General features: G+C 40.2%; 22 protein-coding genes and 6 tRNA genes. 7 read left to right on the forward strand and 21 right to left on the reverse strand.

Annotation, left to right across the window (positions count from 1 at the left end):
* Positions 1–24: 24 nt before the first annotated feature.
* The 9 genes from uvrC to pspA all read right to left on the reverse strand — a co-directional run bounded on the left by uvrC (position 25) and on the right by pspA (position 8615).
* Positions 25–1857, reverse strand: a complete 1833-nt coding sequence (gene uvrC, locus ACZ1GV_RS08190) for an excinuclease ABC subunit UvrC (RefSeq protein WP_472673750.1) — start codon at positions 1855–1857, stop codon at positions 25–27.
* 7 nt (positions 1858–1864) lie between these two features.
* Positions 1865–2512, reverse strand: a complete 648-nt coding sequence (gene uvrY / locus ACZ1GV_RS08195; protein ID WP_210562219.1) for a UvrY/SirA/GacA family response regulator transcription factor — start codon at positions 2510–2512, stop codon at positions 1865–1867.
* Positions 2513–2633: 121 nt separating this feature from the next.
* The gene (gene maiA / locus ACZ1GV_RS08200; RefSeq protein WP_472673751.1) at positions 2634–3272 is read right to left on the reverse strand and encodes a maleylacetoacetate isomerase; all 639 of its coding nucleotides are present in this window, start codon (positions 3270–3272) and stop codon (positions 2634–2636) included.
* Between the two features lie 2 nt (positions 3273–3274).
* Positions 3275–4840: a transcriptional regulator TyrR gene (gene tyrR, locus ACZ1GV_RS08205; protein WP_472673752.1), complete on the reverse strand. Its 1566-nt coding sequence runs from the start codon at positions 4838–4840 to the stop codon at positions 3275–3277.
* A gap of 147 nt (positions 4841–4987) precedes the next feature.
* Positions 4988–5782, reverse strand: a complete 795-nt coding sequence (gene phhA, locus ACZ1GV_RS08210) for a phenylalanine 4-monooxygenase (protein ID WP_472673753.1) — start codon at positions 5780–5782, stop codon at positions 4988–4990.
* A gap of 6 nt (positions 5783–5788) precedes the next feature.
* Entirely contained in the window at positions 5789–7033 is a 1245-nt protein-coding gene (megL, locus tag ACZ1GV_RS08215; protein ID WP_472673754.1) for a methionine gamma-lyase, read from the reverse strand.
* 188 nt (positions 7034–7221) lie between these two features.
* Positions 7222–7659 (reverse strand): envelope stress response membrane protein PspC, encoded by a 438-nt coding sequence (gene pspC, locus ACZ1GV_RS08220; protein WP_472673755.1) that lies wholly within the window; start codon positions 7657–7659, stop codon positions 7222–7224.
* Positions 7660–7678: 19 nt separating this feature from the next.
* Entirely contained in the window at positions 7679–7918 is a 240-nt protein-coding gene (pspB, locus tag ACZ1GV_RS08225; RefSeq protein ID WP_210562213.1) for an envelope stress response membrane protein PspB, read from the reverse strand.
* 25 nt (positions 7919–7943) lie between these two features.
* Positions 7944–8615, reverse strand: a complete 672-nt coding sequence (gene pspA / locus ACZ1GV_RS08230; RefSeq protein ID WP_210562212.1) for a phage shock protein PspA — start codon at positions 8613–8615, stop codon at positions 7944–7946.
* A 215-nt stretch (positions 8616–8830) separates the two neighbouring features.
* Here pspA and pspF point away from each other — a divergent pair, with 215 nt between their 5' ends.
* The 6 genes from pspF to ACZ1GV_RS08260 are packed head-to-tail and all read left to right on the forward strand — an operon-like array spanning position 8831 to position 15229.
* The gene (gene pspF, locus ACZ1GV_RS08235; RefSeq protein ID WP_472673756.1) at positions 8831–9928 is read left to right on the forward strand and encodes a phage shock protein operon transcriptional activator; all 1098 of its coding nucleotides are present in this window, start codon (positions 8831–8833) and stop codon (positions 9926–9928) included.
* Positions 9915–11543, forward strand: coding sequence for an ABC transporter substrate-binding protein (locus ACZ1GV_RS08240; RefSeq protein ID WP_472673757.1), 1629 nt, complete (start codon positions 9915–9917; stop codon positions 11541–11543). The genes pspF and ACZ1GV_RS08240 overlap by 14 nt, the downstream gene beginning before the upstream one ends.
* A complete protein-coding gene (locus ACZ1GV_RS08245) occupies positions 11540–12574 on the forward strand; it encodes an ABC transporter permease (protein ID WP_472675878.1) in 1035 nt (344 codons plus the stop codon). Before ACZ1GV_RS08240 ends, ACZ1GV_RS08245 begins: the two co-directional genes overlap by 4 nt.
* A complete protein-coding gene (locus tag ACZ1GV_RS08250) occupies positions 12561–13454 on the forward strand; it encodes an ABC transporter permease subunit (protein ID WP_472673758.1) in 894 nt (297 codons plus the stop codon). Before ACZ1GV_RS08245 ends, ACZ1GV_RS08250 begins: the two co-directional genes overlap by 14 nt.
* Before the next feature lie 6 nt (positions 13455–13460).
* Entirely contained in the window at positions 13461–14456 is a 996-nt protein-coding gene (locus ACZ1GV_RS08255) for an oligopeptide/dipeptide ABC transporter ATP-binding protein (RefSeq protein WP_472673759.1), read from the forward strand.
* Complete coding sequence (locus tag ACZ1GV_RS08260; protein ID WP_472673760.1) at positions 14456–15229, forward strand: ATP-binding cassette domain-containing protein; 774 nt, start codon at positions 14456–14458, stop codon at positions 15227–15229. Before ACZ1GV_RS08255 ends, ACZ1GV_RS08260 begins: the two co-directional genes overlap by 1 nt.
* 56 nt (positions 15230–15285) lie before the next feature.
* Here ACZ1GV_RS08260 and ACZ1GV_RS08265 read toward each other — a convergent pair whose 3' ends face one another.
* The 12 genes from ACZ1GV_RS08265 to ACZ1GV_RS08320 form a co-directional block, all read right to left on the reverse strand.
* Entirely contained in the window at positions 15286–17151 is a 1866-nt protein-coding gene (locus ACZ1GV_RS08265) for a SurA N-terminal domain-containing protein (RefSeq protein ID WP_472673761.1), read from the reverse strand.
* Positions 17152–17237: 86 nt separating this feature from the next.
* Positions 17238–17314: transfer RNA gene (locus ACZ1GV_RS08270), tRNA-Asp, on the reverse strand.
* Between the two features lie 17 nt (positions 17315–17331).
* Positions 17332–17604, reverse strand: coding sequence for a nucleoid-associated protein HU-beta (hupB, locus tag ACZ1GV_RS08275; protein ID WP_210562206.1), 273 nt, complete (start codon positions 17602–17604; stop codon positions 17332–17334).
* A 200-nt stretch (positions 17605–17804) separates the two neighbouring features.
* Complete coding sequence (gene lon, locus ACZ1GV_RS08280) at positions 17805–20156, reverse strand: endopeptidase La (RefSeq protein WP_472673762.1); 2352 nt, start codon at positions 20154–20156, stop codon at positions 17805–17807.
* Between the two features lie 123 nt (positions 20157–20279).
* Complete coding sequence (clpX, locus tag ACZ1GV_RS08285) at positions 20280–21548, reverse strand: ATP-dependent protease ATP-binding subunit ClpX (protein ID WP_210562204.1); 1269 nt, start codon at positions 21546–21548, stop codon at positions 20280–20282.
* An 82-nt stretch (positions 21549–21630) separates the two neighbouring features.
* Positions 21631–22269 carry an ATP-dependent Clp endopeptidase proteolytic subunit ClpP gene (gene clpP, locus ACZ1GV_RS08290; protein ID WP_210562203.1) on the reverse strand — a complete coding sequence of 213 codons (639 nt, stop codon included), beginning with the start codon at positions 22267–22269 and terminating at the stop codon, positions 21631–21633.
* 92 nt (positions 22270–22361) lie between these two features.
* Entirely contained in the window at positions 22362–23669 is a 1308-nt protein-coding gene (tig, locus tag ACZ1GV_RS08295) for a trigger factor (RefSeq protein WP_472673763.1), read from the reverse strand.
* 190 nt (positions 23670–23859) lie between these two features.
* Positions 23860–23936 (reverse strand) — tRNA-Pro (locus ACZ1GV_RS08300).
* 22 nt (positions 23937–23958) lie between these two features.
* Positions 23959–24043 (reverse strand) — tRNA-Leu (locus ACZ1GV_RS08305).
* Positions 24044–24050: 7 nt separating this feature from the next.
* A tRNA-His gene (locus tag ACZ1GV_RS08310) sits at positions 24051–24126 on the reverse strand.
* A 28-nt stretch (positions 24127–24154) separates the two neighbouring features.
* Positions 24155–24231: transfer RNA gene (locus ACZ1GV_RS08315), tRNA-Arg, on the reverse strand.
* Between the two features lie 33 nt (positions 24232–24264).
* Positions 24265–24341, reverse strand: a tRNA-Pro gene (locus ACZ1GV_RS08320).
* A 280-nt stretch (positions 24342–24621) separates the two neighbouring features.
* On the opposite strand from ACZ1GV_RS08320, the gene folD reads away from it, so the two are divergent.
* Positions 24622–25476, forward strand: a complete 855-nt coding sequence (gene folD / locus ACZ1GV_RS08325) for a bifunctional methylenetetrahydrofolate dehydrogenase/methenyltetrahydrofolate cyclohydrolase FolD (RefSeq protein WP_210562201.1) — start codon at positions 24622–24624, stop codon at positions 25474–25476.
* Positions 25477–25563: the final 87 nt, after the last annotated feature.

Raw genomic sequence — 25563 nt, forward strand, 5'->3', positions numbered from 1 at the left:
GGATTTAATGTAGATGATGCCTATTTAATCCTTGTCATGCAAGAAGGCATGTATATCTTGAGCCAATTGTTTGCTAATTCCTGAAACTTTTGCAAAATCTTCTGCTTTAGCCGACATTACTCCTTGTAAACCGCCAAAGTTCTTCAATAGCATTTGTCTTCGTTTAGCGCCAACCCCTGGTATATCTTGAAGTAACGATTGTGTTTTGGCCTTGCCGCGTTTAGCCCGGTGCCCTGTAATAGCAAATCGATGCGACTCATCGCGAATATGTTGAATAAGGTGCAAAGCCATAGATGTCGGTGGCAAATCAATTTCTATTTCACCACCGTTTAAATATAGTATTTCTAAGCCGGCTTTTCGCCCCTCTCCTTTTGCAACGCCTGCAATGATTGGGGTTTTCTCATGCGGCCAATTGGCGAAAAAGGCTTCCGCTTTGTTTAACTGTCCTTTACCACCGTCTATAAATAGCACATCTGGCACATTTTCAACGCTCTCAACGTTTTTGTACCGTTTATTTAGCGCAAACTCCATGGCCCCATAATCATCACCACCTTTTACGCCTTTTACGTTATAACGTCGGTAAGCCGACTTTTGTGGTCCTTCAGGGCCAAATACAACGCAAGATGCGATAGGATATTCACCAAACGTATGGCTGATATCAAAACACTCCATACGCTCAATGCTCGGTACTTTTAGCACTTCACATAGCTCTTTGTACTTAGTGCTAATTGCTCGCCCATCCGCTAACTTAGTCGCTAAATCAATATCGGCATTTTTTTGAGCTAATTGATAATACTTAAACTTTTCACCACGCCTTGGTTTTACTAACTCCACCTTAGCATTTCGAACTTTAGCTATCGCCGCTTCAAGCTCCTCAAGATCTTCTGTTTCAGGCGGTACGATAATGGTTTTCGGTATACTTTGACCACCGATCCCATTTAAATAAAATTGACTGATAAACGAGGTTATTATCTCGCTTGGTTCCGAATTAGCCGGCACTGTTGGCGAGTAGTTTTTACTGCCTAATACTTTTTGATCGCGTATGTAAAGAATATGCATAGACGCCAAACCTTTATCACTAGAAAAGGCTAAAACATCTATCTCATCAATTGAGCCACTTACGTTTTGTTGCTCCGTTACCTTTCGTAAAGCCACTATCTGATCACGATAAAATCCGGCATCCTCAAACTGGAGTTTAGCGCTCGCTTGCTCCATTTTACCAATTAATACATCAACAACTTCTTGGCTTTTCCCAGTAAGGAACTGTTTAACCAAACCTACCTGCTCTTGGTATTGCTCATCCGTTACAAAACCCTCTACACATGGCGCCGAACAACGCTTTAGTTGATGTTGTAAACATGGTCTACTTCGAACTTTGTAAAAGCCATCTTCGCATTGCCTTACTGGAAATATTTTTTGCATGATCCGTAAGCTTTGCCAAACCGCACCAGGACTGGGAAAAGGACCAAAATAATCGCCCTTGTTGCGCTTTTTTCCTCGGTGCATGGTTAACCGAGGATGTTTATGATCGGTAATTAAAATATAGGGATAGGATTTATCATCTCTGAGTAGAATATTGTACTTAGGTAGGTACTCTTTGATCAGATTATTTTCTAGAATTAACGCTTCTGTTTCGGTTTCAGTTACCGTTACTTCAATATTAGCAATTTGAGCAACGAGCGCTTGGGTTTTGACGCTCGCTACATTTTTTTGGAAATAACTAGACAAGCGGTTTTTAAGGTTCTTCGCTTTACCGACATATATCACCGTTTGTTCGCTATCAAACATTCGGTATACGCCAGGTTCTGATGTTACATGTTTTAGAAACTTAGTAGCGTCAAAATTTTCAGAAGGCATATGAGAACTAAAGCTTTTCCATATCTAACATACCATGTCGTATCGCTAAATGAGTTAACTCTACATCATTACAAATGTTTAACTTTTCGAACATGCGGTATCGATAACTGTTTACCGTCTTCGAGCTCAAATTAAGTTGTGTTGCTATATCTTGTACCTTTTCACCTTTGGTGATCATAAGCATAATTTGTAGCTCTCGTTCACTCAAAGAGTCAAATGGCTTGTCAGAGTCTACGCCCTTAAAGTGATTCAAAGCCATTTGTTGGGCTATTTCAGCTGAAATAAATCGCTGGCCAACGTTGACCTGTTTTATTGCATTAACTAAGTCATCTGGCGAGGTTGTTTTTGCAAGAAAGCCCTGTGCACCGTTTTGCATTACTTTGGTCGGAAACGGATCTTCCGCATACATGGTTAATATAATGACTTTAACGTCTGGACAATAACGAGCAATTTTTTTTGTCGCTTCAATACCACCGATACCCGGCATATTCATGTCCATCAACACAATGTCGGGTTCATTAGAACGACAAAATTGGAATGCAGCTTCCCCTGAGTCGGCCTCGCCTACTACTTTCATTCCTCGAACATCGTCTAAAATACGACGAATACCGGTTCGTACTAACTCATGGTCATCAACCAATAAAATATTGATCAAAGCCTTTCTCCTCTGACTCAAAATAGCAAATTAAACTAACACAATTTGACATTAAGGCAATATAATTATTGCTCCCATTATGGAAACAAGTGTAAATATCAATATCTTTAAAATCAATACCTTATGATGCATCATCTTGTTGTTCTGGTGCAGCACTCCAAAATTCTGGCAATGCTCGGCACCGGGTCGTAATCTCCATGATGCTAGGATACGGCGTCATATCTACATTAAACCGCTCAGCGTTATAAACTTGCGGGATTAAACAAATATCAGCCCAACTGACTTCATCGCCATAACAAAACAAGCCTTTTGTACGTGCTAAGGACTTTTCTAACGAGGCAAACCCGACATTTATCCAATGTTTATACCACTTAGCTTTACTGTCATCACCTTGGTTCAGGTCGTTTGCAAGATATTGCAAAACACGTAAATTATTTAATGGATGTATGTCGCAGGCGATATCAAATGCCAATGCTTTTGCTTTAACATTGTCTTGAATATTTGTTGGTAATAAAGGTGACTGTGGGTATTTCTGCTCTAGATAATCTAAGATTGCCAGTGACTGATTCAGTGTAAAGTCTCCATCAACTAAAGTTGGGACAAGCTCATTCGGATTCAGTTCTTGATAATCTTTGCTGTGTTGTTGACCGCCATCTTTTACTAAATGAACGCTGATCAGTTCACAATCTAACTGCTTTAAGTTTAATGCAATACGAACTCGGTAGGCCGCCGAAGAGCGCCAATATCCAAATAGTTTCATCTTTACACCTTAGTGCTTTTTTTGTTAATGCCATAATCGCGAAGTTTATTGGCGATCGCGGTATGACTAAGTCCTAATTTTTTAGCTAATTGTCGTGAACTAGGGTACGCCGGATATAACTTTCTTAACAAGCTTGCTTCAAAGCGTTTTACTGCTTGATCTAAGCTTCCCTCAAATCCTTCGTCTAGATAGCCAAACTCATTACTATAACAAGGCAACTCTAAATCATTTTGCTCTAAAATATCGTTCTCCGATATGCTGATTGCTCGATATAAACAATTTTCTAATTGGCGAGTATTGCCAGGCCAAGGGTAAGATTGAATATATTCCAAACAACTCTTTGACAGAGTCGGTGCGCGCTTTCCTAACTCAGTTGCGAACTTCTGCACAAAATGATTGGCCAGTGGATTAATATCCATTCTGCGCTCTCTCAAAGGAGGTATGGTGATACTTAATACATTTAATCGGTAGTATAGATCTTCTCTAAACTCCCCTTCTTGAACCATTGCTGAAAGATCTTTTTGAGTTGAGCAGATTACTCTTACATCAACTTTAACTTCTTTCTCCTCCGCAACTCGTCTAAAGGTGCCATCTTGTAAAAATCGTAGTAACTTTGTTTGCATCTCTGCAGACATTTCACTAACTTCATCTAAAAATACAGTGCCGCCATTAGCCTGTTCAAAAATACCTCGTTTTCCGGAAGTATCTTTAGTGTCAAATGCATCACCACTAAAACCAAACAATTCAGACTCGGCCACATTGTCAGGCAAAGACGCACAACTTAAAGCAATAAAAGGATGTTCACTGCGACTGCTGGCATCGTGACATGCCCTAGCGAGTAATTCTTTGCCTGTGCCGGTTTCACCTTGGAGTAACACAGGAGCATCTAACTGAGACATTTTTTTAGCCTCACGAATGACTCGACGCATACTTGTGCTGTTGGCTAATATATCGTTAAACGACTCATTATTATCGTCACGGAAGGCATTTATTTGCTGACCTAAACGACTGTGTGATTTTAAGTTAACTACGGCACCTGCTAATTGCACATTGCCATCTTCATCGGTCACATTAATTGGCAATATATCAGTTACAAATTCTTCGTTATTTCCCGTGAGTTTTAATGTTTGGCCTGTAACTTCTTTTGAGTCTAGCCACTTTACAAAATTAAAACCTTTAAGAATACTTTGTATCGGCTGACCAATAATATCTGACTCAGCAAGACCAAGGTCAACTAGCGAGGCTTGATTGGCCGTTAAAATATGACCCTTGCTATCAATTGATATAACGCCGTCCGGCAAGATTCTAAGCAATGTAACAAGTTCATTGTGCTCACGTTCATAAGGCAAAAAGCTCGTTGTTTTAACATCTGTTATACCGTCAACGCGCCTAATCGCCGCCATAACCTGCTGAAACGGCTCAAAGTCAATTTTTGGAAACGCGACATAAAGACATTTACTGATCTTATCAAATTCTATACCGCGTAAATCGATGTCGTGATCGACTAATATGTTAAGCACTTCTTTTGCTAAGCCCATTCGGTCTTGGCAGGCAATTTGTAACCGCATTATTGCTCCGAGGAAAAACTGAAAGTGTTTTTGTAAGTTTGCAATTGTATGTACAACATATCTTTCTTGGCAACAATTATTTACACCTAGAAAGCAAAAAGGCACTGTCAGTGCCTTTGTTTAATACGCATCAATCTTAAATAAGGTTTAAGCAGCGCTTTTAGGTGGAAACGTTGGTGGGTACAACCCCAACTTCATGGCTTCACGAACCATACCCATTAAGTCCATCTGTGATATTTCAAACAGCTGTTCAATACCGTCAATAACGTAATATTTTGGTTGCATAATATCAATTCGATATGGCGTTCTAAAAGCATCCATCACATTCATTACATTTCGCTCTGGGACATCGGAGTTGAATGCATATTCTGTCTCTCCAGGAGACGACAAAATACCACCGCCGTATATACGCAGCTCATTATTTTGCTTCATCAAACCAAACTCGACAGTAAACCAATACAAACGAGCTAGGTAAACACGTTCTTCTTTTGTTGCAGCGAGACCTAGCTTACCGTATGTATGAGTAAACTCAGAGAAAGCAGGATTCGTTAGCATCGCACAATGACCAAATATTTCGTGAAAAATATCGGGCTCTTGCAAATAATCAAAATGTTCACGTCGTCTTATAAACGTCGCCGTCGGAAACTTTTTATCGGCCAATAGTTTGAAAAAAGATTCAAAGTTGATAAGTGCCGGGACTTCAGCACACTGCCACCCTGTTGTATCGAGTAATACTTCACTGATTTCACCTAATTGTGGTACACGGTCCTTAGGCATATCCAGCTTTTCTAGGCCTTCAAAGTATTCATCACACGCTTTACCTTTGATTACTTCTAACTGGCGTTCAATCAATTCGCTCCAAACTTGGTTTTCATCATCACTCCAATGAATAAAACCATTCGCGTCCGACTGCTTTGAACTGTATGAAGATTGCTTTGCCATGTTACTTTACCTCCAGCTAACTGCTGTACTTACTGAATCTGATCTTAATGCAAGTATATAGTCAAACGCTTGCTTTAGATCAGCGACTATATCACTTACATTCTCTAAACCTACTGAAATACGAATTAAACCATCACTAATTCCAGCTTCTAAACGCTCTTCTTGTGTATACGGTGAGTGCGTCATTGAGGCTGGGTGTTGAATCAATGACTCTGCATCACCCAAACTAACCGCTATAGAAAATAGCTGCGTCGCATCAATAAAGGCTTGCCCTTCTTCTATAGTGCCATCGAGTTCAAACCCTATTACTCCACCAGCACCACGCATTTGCTTACCTAAAAATGAGTATCCTTGATGTGAAGGTAGCCCTGGATAGTAAACTTTCGATACAAGAGGATGACCTTCTAAAAACTCTGCGACGGTTTGTGCCGACTGACAGTGTCTCTCCATTCTAACAGAAAGCGTTTTTAATCCTCGTAGAATCAACCACGCATCATGTGGACTCATCGTACCGCCTACATCTTTTAGTATCGTGAGTTTGATGGTTTCTATCTTTTCTGCTGACGAAGCTATGACTCCGGCAATCACATCGCCGTGACCATTTAGATATTTAGTCGCGCTATGTATAACAATATCAATACCAAAGTCTACCGGTGTTTGCAGTAGCGGTGACATAAAGGTGTTGTCGATAACTGAAATCAAGCCGTGATCACTACTAAACTTACCGATCATGGCTAAGTCCAGCACTTTAAGGTTTGGATTAACCGGCGTTTCTGCAAACACCATTTTCGTGTTTGGTTGCAGTGCCGCATTAAGTTCCTCAACATTATCCATATCGATAAAAGTCACCTCGATGCCCCACTTTGGCAACTGATGATTAAGCAACGCAAAAGAGCAACCATAAATAGCTTTACTAGCGATTAGGTGATCGCCTGCCTCTAAAAAGCTTAGCACAGCTCCTGATACGGCGGCCATTCCAGTTGCTGTAGCTGCGGCGTCCTCCATTTTTTCAAGCGCGGCAATTTTAATTTCTAGTTCTTGCGTTGTTGGATTACCTAATCGCGTATAAATATACCCCGGCTCTTCACCTGCAAATCTTGCAGCCCCTTGTGCAGCGTTCTCGAATACAAATGTTGAAGTCTGAAACAATGGACTAGTAAGGGCACCATGATGTGCACCTTTTTCTTTTCCTGCGTGAATACATAAAGTATCAGGATGTGGCGCTTTATTTTTGTTGTTATTAATTGTCATAAAGTACTCATAGAAAAGTCGGCTAGAAATGGCCTTTTAATATTAGCTAGACTTTGCACAATTTTTGTTAGAGTTAATAATCTAACTCATTGAAAAGCAGTACTTCTAATGTAAATCAAAATTTACAGCATGTCAGACGTAAAAAGACCGCATCAATGCGGCCTTCTTTATATTTTATGAGTGATAAATTAAAGCTTATTTATCTCTCGTTTCAGGGTGAACTCATTAGAGGTGACGTATGTTTCAATACCTCTGATTCGTTGTTCAATGCCGTCAAACTGCCTTTTAATGTCTCTAAACGCCTGAACTGGTGGCTCGCCTGACTGATAAACATTTCTTTTAACATGCACAGCTTTATCAATTTCATTTTCGAATTTAGCCCATGGCGTTGATTCAGCTTGAAAGCCGCCTTCGCGACGAGAGATGCTTCCATCTTTATCTAAAATAAACCAGGCAGCGATATAAGCGACAATAAAAAAACCACCTGAGAAAATAATACCACTAAACCAAATAACTCTAATTAACCACGTTTCTATCCCTGTAAACTCTGCTAAACCAGCACATACTCCTGCCACTTTTCCTTTACTTGGAATACGCATTAACTTCTTACTTGTTTGCTTAGTCATAATTAGCCTCCTAATCATTTTATCGAGGCTGACCGCGCCATCCTGGCGCTTCAACATCTAAAATAGACTCAAGTGTTTTTACTCGTTCACCTAGTGACTCAGCCTTGTGTGCTAAGCTATATAACTCTTGAAGCTCACGTTCGTTCAACCCTTGGCTAACCTGCTTCTTACTACGGTAATGCATTATTAACCAGATTGGCGCTACAAAAATCATAAAGATAATAATTGGCGCCACTAAAATTCCTACTACGTCACTCATCACATACTCCTTCGCTTAGTGCGTCTTACTTATCTTTTTTGTTTGAGTTAAGTTTCGCTTTTAATGCTGCAAGCTCACTGTCTACCTTTTCAGATGACTCTAACTCTGCAAATTCATCTGCTAGCGTTTTATTGCCTAAATCATAAGATTCAGCTTCCGCTTCGATACTATCAATTTTGCGCTCGTATTGCTCAAATCGAGACAAGGCATCATTGAGTTTATCGTTACTTAACTTACTTTTAACATTTAACCTTGAAGATGCGGTTTTACCGCGCATCAGAATCGTTTTTTGACGGGCTTTGGCATCTTCTAATTTAACCTGAAGTTGACCAATTTCACCCTGTAAACGACTCACTTGCTCGTCTAACGCGCCTAGGTCTTTTTCGTATGCGACAACTTGCTCTTCGCTTTTTTGCTTTTCGGCTAAGGCCTGGCGAGCCAAGTCTTCACGATCTTTAGATAAAGCTAACTCAGCTTTACTTTGCCAATCCTCGGCTTCGGCCTTTAATCGTTCAATAATTCGTACCACGTCTTTTTTATCGGCAAGTGTTCTTGCTGACGATGAACGAACCTCAACTAAGGTGTCTTCCATTTCTTGAATAATCAAGCGAACCATTTTTTCAGGATCTTCTGCTTTATCTAATAACGAATTAATGTTTGCATTCACAATGTCAGCAAAGCGTGAAAAAATTCCCATAATACTTACCTCATCATTGGTTATTTGAACGTTGCCGTTCTTTTAACAGTAACCTTATGTCACGTTGCGTTATTACATTCAGATACCTTGCCAACATTTAATCACATCGTAAAGCACTGTTTTTAATGATTTAAATATTTATCAAATGAATACTTCCTGTTTTTGTGTTTTTAAAATACACTACTAATTAGTCATTTTAACCAACTGTTGAAACTATGAATCATTTTAGAAAAAAAGATAACCTAATCGGTCAAGCAAATTCCTTTTTGGAAGTCCTCGAAAAAGTTTCACAGTTGGCATCGCTCAATAAGCCGGTGTTAATTATTGGCGAGCGAGGTACAGGTAAAGAGCTTATCGCAGCCCGACTGCATTACCTATCTAGCCGATGGGATCAAAACTACGTTACCCTTAATTGTGCTGCATTAAATGAAAACCTACTTGAAAGTGAATTGTTTGGCCATGAATCTGGCGCGTTTACTGGCGCCGGCAAACGCCACGAAGGTCGATTTGAACGAGCAAATAGCGGTACGCTCTTTTTAGATGAGCTTGCGAATACTTCAGGCCTCGTTCAAGAAAAATTACTGCGGGTAATAGAGTATGGTGAATTTGAGCGTGTTGGTGGAAGTAAAACAGTAAAAGTTGATACTCGGCTTGTATGCGCTACCAATGAAGACTTACCGGCTCTAGCTGAAGCCGGTGAATTCCGTTCGGACTTACTTGACCGATTAGCGTTTGATGTAATTACCCTACCGCCACTGAGAGAACGTCGTGAAGACATCATGGTATTGGCTGAACACTTTGCAATATCAATGGTAAAAGAGCTTGGCTGGGAATTATTCAGCGGATTTTCAAGAAGAGCCAAAGAGTTTTTAATGGAGTATGAGTGGCCTGGTAATGTGCGTGAACTAAAAAACGTAGTAGAACGCAGCGTTTACAGAGCTGCCAATCCACATGTCCCCGTCCATGAGATTGTTATCGACCCTTTCGATAGCCCCTTTAGACCTAAACAACGTGTCAAAACTCAAGATCGACAGGCTGAAATATCGAATATTCAAAGTCCGTCTAAAACTTCCTCGACTGAAATAACAAATCCTTCTGTCAATCAATCTAGTAGTCCATTAGAATTAGAGCCTAAATTTCCGTTAGACTTTAAATTAGTCAGCCAAGAGTTTGAAATTAATCTGATTAAAAAGGCGTTAGCGAATTGCCACTACAATCAGAAGAAATCAGCAGAGCAGCTTGGTGTTACGTATCATCAGTTACGTGGCTATTTAAAGAAATACAATCTTTTGGACAGCAATGGTGAAGATTAAAGGTTTAATAAAAGCCGTATTAGTTATGTTTGGCGTTACAAGCATACTAGGGTGCGATATTGAACAAGATTCAGAACTAGCATCAAAAACGCTACTGTATTGCAGTGAGGGCTCTCCCGAGTCTTTTAATCCTCAGTTAGTTACAAGTGGTACCACGATTGATGCCGTATCACAACAAATCTACAACCGGTTAGTAAAAATAGATCCAAGCAACGGTCAAGTTGTCTCCGATCTTGCCCGAAAAGTCATCGTATCCAATGATGCAATGCGGTATCGCTTTTATTTACGCAAAGACATTACGTTTCATACCACGGATTACTTTACGCCAACAAGAAACTTAACCAGCGCTGATATTTTATTTACCTTTTCTAGAATTCTTCATACTGACAATCCATTTCACGATGTGGGTGGTGGTCAATACCCCTTTTTTAGCGGTATTGGCTTATCACAATTAATTGAGCAAATTATTGTCGTCGATGACTTAACAATTGAGTTTCGGTTAAATGATCCCCAGGCTTCGTTTTTAGCGAATATGGCCACTGACTTTGCCGTTATTTTATCCGCTGAATACGGAGAACAGCTCATCGAATCTGGTCAGAAAGAGCTTATTGATCAAAAGCCTATCGGTACGGGTCCGTTTAAGTTCAAAGATTATAAACGAGATCACTACATTCGTTACCTAAAACACCACGATTATTGGCAGTCAGAGTCAAACCTAGAGCAAATAATTTTTGATATAACTCCCGATAACTCCACAAGACTGGCAAAGCTTTTAACAAAGGAATGCGATGTTTTAGGTTATCCGTCAGCGTCTGACGTTGGTTTTCTGCATAAGCGCAAAGAGATTGATATTGTAGAAACAACCTCAATGAATGTGAGTTACTGGGCGTTTAATACTGAAGTTGAGCCTTTTGACAATCCCCTAGTTCGCAGGGCGTTGTCTTATGCTGTGGATCAAAACGCGATTATTGATGCCGTGTACTTTGGATTAGCCGAGCCAGCCACTAGCTTGTTACCACCGACCTCATGGGCCTACAATGGCGACTCTTACGTTAGCCGCTACAATTTACAAAAAGCCCAAACGTTACTTAACGAAGCGGGGTATTCTGACGGATTTGAAATGGACATTTGGGCAATGCCTGTTCAGCGAGTTTATAACCCAAATGCTGGAAAAATGGCGGAGATCCTGCAGCAGAGTTTAAAAGAGCTCAATATAAAGGTTAATATTGTGACTTATGACTGGGGTACGTTTAGAAAAAAACTAGCCAACGGTGAGCATGACTCAGTTCTTATTGGCTGGTTAGCCGACAATTCAGACCCTGATAACTTTTATCGCCCTCTTTTGAGTTGTGCAGCCGCATTGTCAGGTTCAAATAGAAGCCTTTGGTGTAACGACGACTTCGATAATAACGTAAAAAAAGCTCTTTCTACTGCAAATCAGGCCAAACGTAAGACCTTTTACACTAATGCAGAAAATATCATTACAAGCGAAGTTCCTTTAGTTCCAATCGCTCATGCCACAAGACACAAGGTGCATCACAACTATATTAAGAAAGTGAACATAAACCCTTATGGTGGGATTGATTTCTCAGCAACGCAAAAGGGCAAACAATAATGTTAAATTATGTGTTGCGGAAATGTTACTTACTAATCTTCGTTACCTTGGGTGTTACGATTTTTGCATTTTCATTAAATTATTTATTTCCTGGCGATGTATTGTCAAATATGACTGGAAATCTAAATATTTCTCCAGAATTACGACAGATATTGAGTGAAGAGTATCGCCTAGACCAAAATGTTATTTTCCAGTACTTCGCTTATATCCACAGGCTCACAAATGGTGATTGGGGTGTGTCTTTTATCAACGACACGAGTATATTTAATCAGGTTTTTCATGCTCTTCCAGCAACAATTGAACTCGCGGTTTATGCATTACTTTACAGCTTTATCGTTGCGCTACCGCTTGGTATTTTGGCTTCTGACTCTAACCGAGCTTGGTTAGATAAACCTATCTTGGCATTGTCATTGATTGGCTTTTCTATGCCAATATTCTGGCTTGCGCTGATTATGATTTTGATTTTCTCAATTAACTTAGGTTGGTTCCCAGTTTCTGGCAGGCTGAGCCTTATATATGATATTCCAGTGGTAACGGGATTCATGCTCGTTGATATCTGGATTTCAGAGTTGCCATATAAAATGGAGGCTATGTTAGATGCTTTAAAACATTTAATAATGCCGACCTTTGTATTAGCCGCTTATCCAACGACTGTACTTATACGAACAACACGCCAGTCAATGCAAAATGTTCTTGATACAAGTTATGTGAAAGCCGCCAAAGCTAAAGGGCTGTCAAACTTCCAGGTTTTAAAGCGACATGCGCTTCGAAACGGTTTGTTACCTGTAATACAAATGCTGGGAATTCATTTTGGTACTCTTATTACTCTTGCCATGGTTACTGAAGTTATTTTCTCCTGGCCAGGTATTGGCCTTTGGTTAGTCGACGCAATACATCAGCGAGATTACCCTGCGATTCAAGGTGGTTTGATGGTAATGTCTGGAATGGTGTTTGTCGCCACGATTATTTTCGATGTTATTTATATGGTTTTTGATCCACTGGCAAGAAGGCATGGTCATGGCAAAATTTAGATTATTTTCTTCGCCGAGCAATTATTCCCCATTAAAGCAGCTTTGGAGTTTATTCGAGCGTAACCATTTTGCTCTAGTAGCATTTTGGATATTCCTTATCATGCTGGTAATTTCAGTGTTTGGCCCATTTATCGCGCCCTACTCTCCTTATCAACAACATCCAGAAGCCCTGTTAGTGCCCCCAGCTTGGGAGCCTGAAGGACAAATTAATTATTTATTTGGAACGGATGGCCTTGGGCGCGACATTTTATCTCGAGTATTGATAGGTATTAGCTATTCATTTGGCCTGGCAATCGTCGCGGTTATTTTAGCTCTAACTGTGGGCGTGCTTATTGGCACGCTGGCAGGGTTCAGTAAAGGTATTCGTGCAAGTGTATTAAACCATGTTCTAGACATAGCATTGATTATGCCTTCGTTATTGATAGCGATTGTTATTGTGGCAATTCTTGGCCCTGGTATTTCGAATACCTTTTGGGCTGTTGTGTTAGCCATGCTTCCGCAGTTTATTCATCATGTTCGCACTGAGGTGGCTGATTTACTGAATAAAGACTTTGTTATTGCATACAAGTTAGATGGCGCGAATAAATTACAGTTATTCCAATATGCTTTGTTACCGAACCTAGTTGAAGGCATCGTTATTTTTTCTGCTATGGCTACCTCTTCGGCCATCTTAGATATTGTTGTTCTTGGTTTTATAGGTATAGGCGCACAAACCCCTGAGCCTGAGCTTGGCACTATGATTGCTGATAGTTTAGATGTATTTTATTTGAGCCCATGGACGGTAATGTTACCGGGTTTGATACTATTCATTTGTATTTTGTCTGTAAATATTGTTGGTGACGGTTTGCGCCGTGCCCTTAAAGACCGTCGCTTACAGTAGGTTATTATGCGTTTATTAGATATTAGAAACCTGAACATAGAATTACAAACGAATGACGAAGTTATTCGTGCAGTTGAGTCAGTTAATTTTGCTATGAAAATGGGGGATGTAAGTGGCTTAATCGGTGAGTCAGGATCTGGTAAAAGCTTAATAGCTAAAGCATTGGTTGGTGTTTTAAATAACCGTTGGAATGTTACCGCTGATCGCCTTCATTTTATGGGTGAAGATTTAAATAAGCTCTCTGAAACAAATAGACGTAAAATCATTAGCTCTAATATTTCGATGATTTACCAGGAGCCACGACGTTGTCTTGATCCAACTGCTGATATATTTTCTCAAATCGAAGAGTCCTTACCCGACGGTGATTACTCAGGTTGGTTTGGAGCGAAAAAAGAATTAAGAGTTAAAAAGTGCAGCAACTTACTGCACAAAGTCGGTATTAAAGATCATGTCGCTATCTTCAATAGCTACCCACACATGTTATCAGAAGGTGTATGCCAAAAAATAATGATCGCGATGGCTATTGCAAAAGAGCCTAAACTGCTCATCGCTGACGAGCCAACAACGGCGCTAGAAAGCACAACATCATTACAAGTAATAAAGCTACTAAAAAGTTTAAATCAGCTTAAAGACATGGCCGTAATCTTTATTACTCATAACCTAAACACTATTACGAGTTGGGCAGATACGATAAATGTTATGTACTGCGGCCAGCTTATTGAGAGTGGTCCAACAAAAAAATTACTTTCAGCACCTAAACACCCTTACACCAAAGCGTTATTTGATAGCGAACCCGACTTCAGTAAAGTCGATATGCATAGTAAGCAACGTTTATATACGCTAAAGGGAACCATTCCGACATTGCAACATTTGCCGGCAGGTTGTCGCTTAGGACCTCGTTGCCCAAATGCGCAAAAAGCATGTGTCATTATGCCTGAACAACAAAAAATAAAGCGACAATCGTTTAGATGTCATTATCCATTAATTGAGGAACTCAAATAGTGGAATCTATCCCGTTATTCTCAGTGAGAGAAATTAAAAAAACATATAAAGATAAATCGAACTGGTTTAAAAAAGGGCGTAATGTTGAAATCGGCCCCATTTCATTTGATTTACATCGCGGTGAAACACTAGCTATCGTCGGTGAAGCCGGCTCTGGTAAAAGTACTATTGCAAGAATTTTGGCGGGGGCAGAACTGCCTGACTCTGGTGAGTTATATCTAGGTGACGACAGAGTTAATTGGCATGATGCCAAGTTTTTTTGTCAAAACATAAGAATGATATTCCAAGATGCTCAGAAGTCACTGAATCCAACGGTGCGAATTGGTGAGCAATTAGAGCAGCCACTTCTATTCAACACACGCTTAAATAAACAACAACGCCAGGAGCGAATTAATAAGTCATTACGTAAAGTTGGCTTGCTGCCTGAACACGCGGAATATTATCCGCACATGTTTTCTGGAGGTCAGGCACAGCGAATTGGTATTGCCCGAGCTTTAATATTGGATCCACAAGTGGTTATTATTGATGAGGCTCTAGCGCCATTAGACCCTTCTTTAAGGGCTCAAGTCATTAATTTACTTTTAGAGCTACAAGAGACGCTCCAGCTCACTTATTTGCTCATATCACATCAAATGTCTTTAGTTCGCTATTTGAGTGACCGCATTATGATAATGGACCAAGGGAAAATTATAGAGGCGGGAACCATTGATGATATTTTTGAATCCCCTCAGCACCCTAAAACACAAAAACTATTAAAATCTATGGATATGTAGATACAAAAAAAGGCTCACTAAGAGCCTTTTTACCTTTTATAAAGTAACCTTGATGTTTACTCTATGTCGGCGTTCGCTTTACTCGCATCAATTAATGCTTTTACTGCTTGTTGTCCAATCACGTTAAGTACTTGGTTTGAAACAGGGGCATCTACTAATGCAGGCTTAGTCGTTACTGACGTTAATGATACAACGGCTGCATCACCATTAGGCAGCTCAACTAGGTCATACTCTGGTTGACCGTTTTCTGGCTTTGGCAACTCAAAAACAGCGTCTCTTACATTTGCATTAACTTTTGTATCAAAGCGACCAACATCAATCTGATTTGACGTCGTCACGGCCGGATCAGCATTCAATTCAGCTAACTCTGCACCCGCTTTAACTTTCTCTTCAACTTCTAATGCTTTTTTAGATGCTAATTCTGACGCTTTTTCTCGAGTAAGGGCCACTGTAATTGGCGTTCTAATTTCTTCTAGCTGCTGAACACGAGCTGGTTGGTTTTCTGTTACTCTGAACACTATTGATTTCGTATCGTTTATCTCAATCAGTTCGCTGTTTAAGCCTTCACTAATGAAGTTTTCATCAAATGCCTTTGATACTACTGAAGGGTTGCTTACGATACCTTGTAGTTGATTAGCTGTTACTAAACCTGTTGTCTTTAATTCAAGACCAGCAACCTCAGCCGCATCTTCCAGTGTATCTGGGATCTCAAAAGATATTTCAGATACTTTTGTCTGCGCTTCGATATAAAGCTCGTCTATTTTTAACTGTTGAAGTTGTGAAGCGATTTGTGCTTTAACATCTTCGAACGATGCACTTTCCGCTTTTTCGTATTCAGTCATTGTTACAATGTGGAAGCCTGACTCTGATTCAAATACAGGTGTTACATCGCCAACCTTTTCCAGGGCTAATACTGCCTGGTCAAATGTTTCGCCGAATACGCCTGCTTCAAACCACTCTAAATCGCCGCCATTTTCGGCACTGAATGTATCTTCAGAAAACTCTGCTGCTACTGAAGCAAAAGACTCACCAGAGGCTAGCTTTTCTTTAGCTTGATTAATTTTTTCTTCTGCACCTTCTTTAGCTTCCACTAAAATGTGAGCGATACGGCGTTGTTCTTGTTTTGTAAACTCTACGATATTTTGCTCGTAATATTCTTCAAGTTGCTCTGCTGATACCGCAACTGACTCTGCAAGTTTTTGCGCGTCGATCAAGATATACTCAACTGCAACTTTATCTGCGGTTTTGTACGAAAACTTATTGTTATCGTAATATGCTTGAATTTCTTCTTCTGTTAACTCTACGTTCGACTCAAGCGCTTTACTTGACACAAGGACTTGTAGGAAGGTTCTTGTTTGGTTATTCAAAGCAGCATATTGCTCTTTTTCGTGCTCTAAAACGAACTCCGAGCCCATCAAAGAAGCGGTATACTGTGAGCGAACCATTTGTTGGCGCAAATAATCTCTAAACTGCGTTGGTGTGAAACCAGCTTGACGTAACAACGCTAAATAAACTTCGTTATCAAACTGACCGTTTCGTTGAAACTCAGGCATAGCAACAATTGCTTTTTTAATTTGCTCATCGCTTACACGAATACCTAAGTCTTTTGCTTGTTGGCGCTGTAACTCTTCAACAACAAGTTTATCTACGATACCTTGTCTAAAGTTTGCAACATAACTTTCATCTGCCATTAACTGCTCAACAACATCACCAAACTGCTGTTTCATACGATTACGCTCGTTTTGAAACGCTTCTTCTACTGCAGTTTGTGTTATTTCGACACCATTTACTGTTTTTACAGCAGTATCAGCTTTGCTGTTGATGTAACTACCTATACCACTAATGGCAAATGTAAGTATCACCAAGCCAAGGATAACTTTGGCTGCGATTCCTTGAGAACCTTCTCTAATTCTTTCTAGCATTATTACTTCTCTTTGCTGAGTTTGAAATTGTTTAGTAAAAAAAAACGCATCTTAACAGATGCGCTTTAATGCTTGAACTTTTTTATTGGCGGAACGGACGAGACTCGAACTCGCGACCCCCGGCGTGACAGGCCGGTATTCTAACCAACTGAACTACCGCTCCCCATCAAAAAGTTTTAATTAGTTACACGCGTCTTTAAGCGCTTTACCCGCTTTAAATGCTGGAACTTTTGCAGCTGCAATTTCAATAGTCGCACCAGTCTGTGGATTACGACCTGTACGCGCTGCACGGTCACGTACTGAGAAAGTACCAAAACCAACTAGTGCAACTGAATCACCATCTTTAAGAGCACCAGTTACTGACTCAATAAATGAGTCTAATGCACGACCTGCAGAAGCTTTTGAAATGTCAGCACCTTCAGCGATTTTTTCGATTAATTGAGACTTGTTCACAATTTCATCCCCTATATTGTTTTTTTATTTATCTGAGCCCTTATTATTTTTGTTAGGCTCACATTCATTCCGTTTTAATAAACGATAGAAATCAATTTTAATAGTGAAGGTAGGCGCACCAACCCTCCTAGCCCCAATAAACTAGCACAGTCGGCGCTTTTGAAAAGCCTTTTTTTTAAAATTTATAAAAAAAACTTCACTTATGCACAATTTTCAGTCGAAATTCGCTCAATTGGCTGACTTAAAGCGACATCTAAAACTTCATCAATCCACTTTACAGGCTTAATAATCAAGTCTTTCTTCACGTTATCTGGAATTTCTTCCAAATCACGTTCATTTTCATGAGGGATTAAAACAGTCTTAATTCCACCTCTATGTGCTGCTAATAGTTTTTCTTTCAGTCCACCTATCGCAAGAACCTCGCCACGAAGTGTTATTTCACCTGTCATTGCAACGTCGGCCTTAACTGGATTACCAGTTAAGCTTGAGACCAATGCTGTTACCATCCCGATGCCAGCACTTGGCCCATCTTTAGGTGTCGCGCCTTCCGGAACATGAACGTGAATATCTCGCTTCTCAGAAAAATCCGAGTTAATTCGAAGACCTTCTGCACGGCTTTTAACTACGGTCATGGCAGCCTGAATAGACTCTTTCATAACGTCACCTAGAGAGCCGGTATAAACTAGTTTGCCTTTTCCTGGAACCGTCGCACATTCGATAGTAAGTAAATCACCGCCTACTTGAGTCCAAGCTAAGCCAGTAACTTGACCAATACGATCATCTTCATCCGCTTTACCATAATCATAGCGGCGTACACCTAGATACTCTGCTAAGTTTTCGCCATTAACCACAACACTTTTGGTGTCTTTATTCGTTAATATTTGCGTTACTACTTTACGACAAATTTTGGATATTTCACGCTCTAAACTACGTACGCCAGCTTCACGGGTGTAATAACGAACAATATCTATAATTGCACTGTCTTTTAGCGTTAACTCATTGGCTTTTAGACCGTTACGTTTGATTTGTTTACTAATTAGGTGCTGATTTGCAATGTTTAACTTTTCGTCTTCTGTGTATCCAGCTAGACGAATAACTTCCATTCTATCTAACAACGGACCCGGGATATCCATGCTATTTGACGTTGCAACAAACATAATGTCAGACAAGTCATAATCCACTTCTAGGTAGTGATCGTTAAATGCCGCATTTTGCTCAGGGTCTAATACTTCTAGTAACGCAGACGATGGATCGCCACGCATATCCGAGCTCATCTTGTCTATTTCATCTAACAAGAACAGTGGATTTTTCACACCTACCTTGCTCATCTTTTGAATGATTTTGCCTGGCATAGAACCAATATAAGTGCGGCGATGTCCTCTGATCTCAGCTTCATCACGAACGCCACCTAAAGCCATGCGCACATACTTACGACCTGTTGCCTTAGCAATGGATTGCCCTAATGATGTTTTACCAACACCTGGAGGCCCTACAAGACAAAGAATAGGCCCTTTTAGTTTGCTGGTTCGTTGTTGAACTGCTAAGTATTCTAAAATTCGTTCTTTAACCTTATCCAAACCATAGTGGTCTGAATCTAGGATATCTTGCGCTTTATTTAAGTCTTTTTTAACTTTGCTGCGTTTTTTCCATGGAACGCCTGTCATCCAGTCGATATAACCACGGACTACCGTTGCTTCTGCAGACATGGCTGACATCATTTTGAGTTTTTTAAGTTCAGCTTTGGTTTTTTGCTCAGCTTCTTCAGGCATTTCTGCTTCTGCAATTTTTGCTTCAAGCGCGTCAAACTCATCTACGCCGTCTTCCGTTTCGCCTAGCTCTTTTTGAATTGCTTTCATCTGCTCATTCAAATAATACTCGCGCTGGCTTTTCTCCATTTGTTTTTTTACACGGCTACGGATTTTCTTTTCAACTTGAAGAAGATCTATCTCACCTTCCATCAGCGCCATTAAGTATTCTAGACGCTCATGAACATCTTCTATTTCTAACGCTTTTTGTTTTTCTTCGACTTTAAGTGGCATGTGAGACGCCATGGTATCTGCTAGTCGATCCGCATCTTCAATGCCAGTTACGGAAGTAAGCACTTCTGGAGGAATTTTTTTATTAAGCTTGATGTAGCCTTCAAATTGATTAATTGCAGAACGAATCAATACTTCTTCTTCACGCTCGTCTGCCATTGCGATTGCAATTGGTTCAACTTCAGCTTCGAAGTAATCATCTGTTTCAGTAAATTTAATAATTTTTCCGCGAACATTACCTTCTACCAGCACTTTAACAGTACCGTCAGGTAGTTTAAGTAATTGTAGAATGGTGGCCACTGTACCAACTTTATACATGTCATCCGGTTTAGGATCATCGTTCGCTGGATCAACCTGGGCTACTAAAAAGATTTTTTTATCTTTTTCCATTGCTTGTTCTAAACATGCGATAGATTTTTCCCGACCAACAAAAAGGGGAATAACCATATGGGGATAAACGACAACATCCCTAAGTGCTAAAACTGGAATGTTTGAATGTTCTGCTTCATGCGTCATATTGATGAGTTCTCTGCATTCTAATAGTAATAATTAAGTATATGGGGTGACTCATAAAAAGTTCAATTGCTGAAAGCAAAAAAGGAGCCAAATGACTCCTTTTTATCGATACTTGCGCAAATATTACTCAGGCAAAGCCTTACTTTTTTGATTGTCATAAATCAAAATAGGATCAGACTGACCGTCAATAACAGATTCATCGATTACAACTTTTGAAACATCTTCCATAGAAGGTAGTTCATACATTGTATCTAGCAAGGTTGCTTCAATAATTGAACGCAATCCTCGAGCACCTGTTTTACGTGCCATTGCTTTTGCAGCTATCGCTTTAAGTGCGTCTTCACGAAACTCTAGCTCAGTACCTTCTAAATCGAACAAAGCGCCATACTGTTTAGTTAACGCATTTTTAGGTTCACTTAGTATTTGTACGAGCGCATCAAGATCTAGTTCACCTAATGTTGCAACCACCGGAAGACGACCGATAAATTCTGGAATTAATCCATATTTAACTAAGTCTTCAGGCTCTACATTTTGGAAGTGTTCTGTTAGCGTTGTTTCGTCTTTGCTTGACTTAACTTCAGCACCAAAGCCAATCGCCGTACCCGTTTCAGAACGTGCACTAACTACTTTATCTAATCCAGCAAAAGCACCGCCACAAATAAACAGTATTTTAGAGGTATCAACCTGTAAAAACTCTTGTTGAGGGTGTTTACGTCCGCCTTGAGGCGGTATAGAAGCAACAGTACCTTCAATAAGCTTAAGTAAGGCTTGTTGTACACCCTCACCAGATACGTCTCTAGTAATTGACGGGTTATCTGATTTGCGTGAAATCTTATCAATTTCATCAATGTAAACGATACCGCGCTGCGCTTTCTCTACGTCGTAGTCACATTTTTGTAATAGCTTTTGAATAATGTTTTCAACATCTTCACCAACATAACCGGCTTCAGTTAATGTTGTTGCATCGGCCATTGTAAATGGAACATCTAGGAAGCGAGCCAAAGTTTCCGCTAATAACGTTTTACCGCTACCGGTAGGCCCGATCAATAAGATATTACTTTTGCCTAACTCAACACCGTTATTTGTGTCAGCATTACGTAAGCGTTTGTAGTGATTATAAACCGCTACACTTAGCACTTTTTTAGCATGTTGCTGACCGATGACGTAATCGTCCAAATGCTCACGAATATCTCGTGGCGTTGGCAGCGATTCAGCATCACGCTTTGGCGAAATTTCTTTAATTTCTTCTCTGATAATGTCGTTGCACAAATCAACGCATTCATCACAGATATATACAGAAGGACCGGCAATTAGTTTTCGAACTTCATGCTGGCTCTTGCCGCAAAATGAACAATACAGTAGCTTACTGTCATTTTCTGTAGGTTCTGACATAGAGTCACCTCACTTTGCTAGCTTGACTAATATTAATGTTAGTCAAATATTTCGTATTAACCCAGCGGGTTAACTAATAAACTTACTTTAAATCGCGACGAGTAAGAATAGAATCGATTAAACCATACTCCAGCGCATCTTCTGGCGTTAAGAAATTATCGCGGTCTGTATCTTTTGCGACTTTCTCATATGGTTGACCTGAGTGATCCGCCATTAAACGGTTTAATTTTTCTTTAATATACAAAATTTCTTTTGCATGAATTTCAAAATCCGATGCTTGACCTTGGAATCCACCTAACGGCTGGTGAATCATTACACGAGAGTTCGGTAAACAGTGACGCTTACCTTTAGCACCGCCTGATAATAAAAATGCACCCATACTAGCCGCTTGGCCCATACATACAGTAGCAATATCTGGCTTAATGAAATTCATTGTGTCATAAATTGACATACCTGCAGTTACAGAACCACCAGGTGAATTTATATAAAGATAAATGTCTTTATCTGGGTTTTCAGATTCTAAAAAAAGAAGCTGAGCACAGATCAAGTTCGCCATTTGATCTTCAACTTGACCGGTTAAAAAAATGACACGTTCTTTTAAAAGGCGAGAATAGATATCATAAGAACGTTCACCTTTTGCCGTTTGCTCAACGACCATAGGGACTAATGCGTTGCTTGGATCATCAAATCCAGCTACCACATTACTATTGTGGTTAATCATAAAACTTCCTTAAACAAAAATGGCTCGACATACGTTTTGTATATCGAGCCATTAAATCCTTTATTCAACCCTTAAGTCAATGCGATTTTTAATTATGCTTGCTTAGGGTTCATAATTTCGTCAAAGCTGAATGATTTATCTTCAACTTTGGCTTTCTCAAGTAACATTTCAATCGCTTGATCTTCAGTCGCTAAGTTACGGATATTTTCCATTAACTTTTCGTCGCCATAATAGTGATTAACTACTTCTGAAGGATCTTCATAAGCTGAAGCTTGAGTTTCAATGATTTCTTTTACTTTAGCGTCATCTGCTTTGATTTCGTTTGTGCGAATGAACTCACCAAGTAACAAACCAGTGCGAACACGGTCTTTCGCTTGTTGTTCAAATAATTCAGCAGGAAGCTCAGGCATGTTGCTCGCGTCCATTTGACCACCAAAACGTTGCATAGCTTGTTGACGTAAAGCATTTACTTCTTGGTCAATTAACGCTTTAGGAACTTCTAGTTCGTGAGCTTCTAATAAACCTTTAATAGCTTGCTCTTTAACTTTAGCTTTAAGCGCTTGGCCTAATTCACGAGTCATGTTGTTTTTAACTTCAGCTTTAAGTGCGTCAACGCCGCCCTCTTCAATGCCAAACTTAGTAACAAACTCGTCATTTAATTCTGGTAACTGCTGTGCTTCAACTTTGTTTACTGTAACAGCGAACTCTGCTTTTTTGCCTTTAAGATTTTCAGCGTGATATTCTTCAGGGAATGTAACGTTTACAGTAACTTCTTCACCTGCTTTTTTACCTAGGATTCCGTCTTCAAAACCAGGGATCATACGACCTTGTCCTAGCTCTAAATCAAAACCTTCAGCTTTGCCGCCTTCAAACTCTTCACCATCGATTTTACCAACAAAGTTGATATTAACACGGTGACCTTCAGCAGCGGCTTCGTCTGACTCAACCCATGACGCTTGTTGCTTTTGAAGTGTAACCATCATGTTATCTAAGTCAGCGTCTGTTACTTCAGCTACTGGACGTTCAACAGAGATTTTATCAACGTTATCTAGAGCAATTTCTGGGTATACTTCAAACGTCGCTGAAAACTCTAGGTCTTCACCACGTTTCATATTCTTTGGCTCAAAGAAAGGCGCGCCCGCAGGGTTTACTTTTTCTTGGATAATGCCTTGAATGTAGTTTTGTTGCATTTGTTCTTGAGCAACTTCTACAAATACTGACTGTCCGTAGCGCTTCTCTAGAACTGAAACTGGTACTTTGCCTTTACGGAAACCATCGATACGAGTTGTTTTACCAACTTCACGTAAACGTGCTTTAACTTGAGTTTCAACTGTTTCAGCTGGAACAGTGATAGTAATTTTACGCTCTAAACCTTGAGTCGTTTCTAAAGAAACCTGCATGTTCTACCTCAATTAATTAACTTTGTGGCCAATATAAAAATCTCGGGCCCAATATTTTTGTTCTTAAAATGACGGCGCATTATAGCTGTGTCTTTTTGAATCGTCCACGCAAAAGGGACCAAAATGGGATAAATAATGTGCACTTAGGAGAGAAAGTTTGATTTTTGTGTGTTTGTAACGGAAATAATAATGGTCGGTGTTGCAGGATTCGAACCTGCGACCCCTTCGACCCAAACGAAGTGCGCTACCAAGCTGCGCTAAACACCGACAATATTATATAAGTAGATAATGGTGCGGAAGGAGAGACTTGAACTCTCACACCTTGCGATACTGGAACCTAAATCCAGCGCGTCTACCAATTCCGCCACTCCCGCAAAAAGATGGGGTGACTGATGGGACTTGAACCCACGACAACCGGAATCACAATCCGGGGCTCTACCAACTGAGCTACAATCACCGCAATATAGACTTGTCAACGAAACAAATGGCGCACCCGGTAGGATTCGAACCTACGACCGACGCCTTAGAAGGGCGTTGCTCTATCCAGCTGAGCTACGGGCGCATAACCTACGGGCTATATCCTTAAAGCAAAAGATGGTCGGTGTTGCAGGATTCGAACCTGCGACCCCTTCGACCCAAACGAAGTGCGCTACCAAGCTGCGCTAAACACCGACTTTTGCTTTGAGAACTTGTTGCCTCGCGACAGAGCGGCATATTACGGACAACCCCCATTTCAGTCAAACACTTTTTTAAAGAATTTATACCGTTTGGTGATTTTTAGTCCAACTTGCTAATGTTTCGTTCAATAAATGCCATTTTAGTATAAAAAACACGCCATTTCATTGCTGGAGTTGTAATTTTTTTGATTATCTTAGTTTTTATCGATGAGTTTTTAATGCCAAAGGTTTACAATCTAATCGCAAAATTAACTTCTACTACATAAGAGTGTTCAATGACTGCCAGACTTATAGATGGTAAAGCCATCGCCCAAACCGTTCGAGATAAAGTAAAAACAGGTGTAAGTGCCAGAATAAAAGCTAATAGAAGAGCGCCTGGGCTCGCTGTTGTACTTGTAGGTCAAGACCCTGCATCACAAGTATATGTTGGCAATAAAAAGAAAGCGTGTGAAGAAGTTGGTTTAACGTCAAAATCCTATGACCTCCCAGCCACCACTACAGAAAAAGAATTACTTGCACTAATAGATGAGCTAAATAACGATGCTGAAATTGATGGCATCTTAGTTCAACTTCCTTTACCTCACGGTTTAAACCCTGAGCGTGTACTAGAACGTATACACCCACACAAGGACGTTGATGGCTTCCATCCATATAATATAGGACGACTCGCACAACGAGTCCCTGCCCTTCGACCATGCACACCTAAAGGTATAATGACATTGCTAGATAATACTCATGTCTTTTATAAAGGTAAGCATGCCGTTATCGTCGGTGCCTCCAATATTGTTGGTCGCCCAATGTCACTTGAGTTATTACTTGCCGGATGTACTACAACAGTTTGTCATAAGTTTACACAAGATTTAGAAGCGCAAGTTCGCCAAGCTGACATTTTGGTCGTTGCAGTAGGCAAGCCAGAGTTCATTCCTGGAGACTGGGTTAAACCTGGTGCTATCGTTATTGATGTAGGTATTAACCGCTTAGCGGACGGAAGCTTAGTTGGTGATATTCAATTTGACGAAGCTTTCCAGCGTGCATCCTGGATTACCCCGGTTCCTGGTGGTGTTGGCCCAATGACAGTTGCTTCATTAGTAGAAAACACGCTAGAAGCTTGTGAAAAATTTCATAGCTAATCACTGGAAACATATCGCAGTACATTGAGAGTGAAAAAAAAGCCAGCTTCATTAGAGACTGGCTTTTTTCATTTACTTTGACTAGGT

The organism is Psychrosphaera sp. HA2-10 (genome assembly GCF_055693745.1).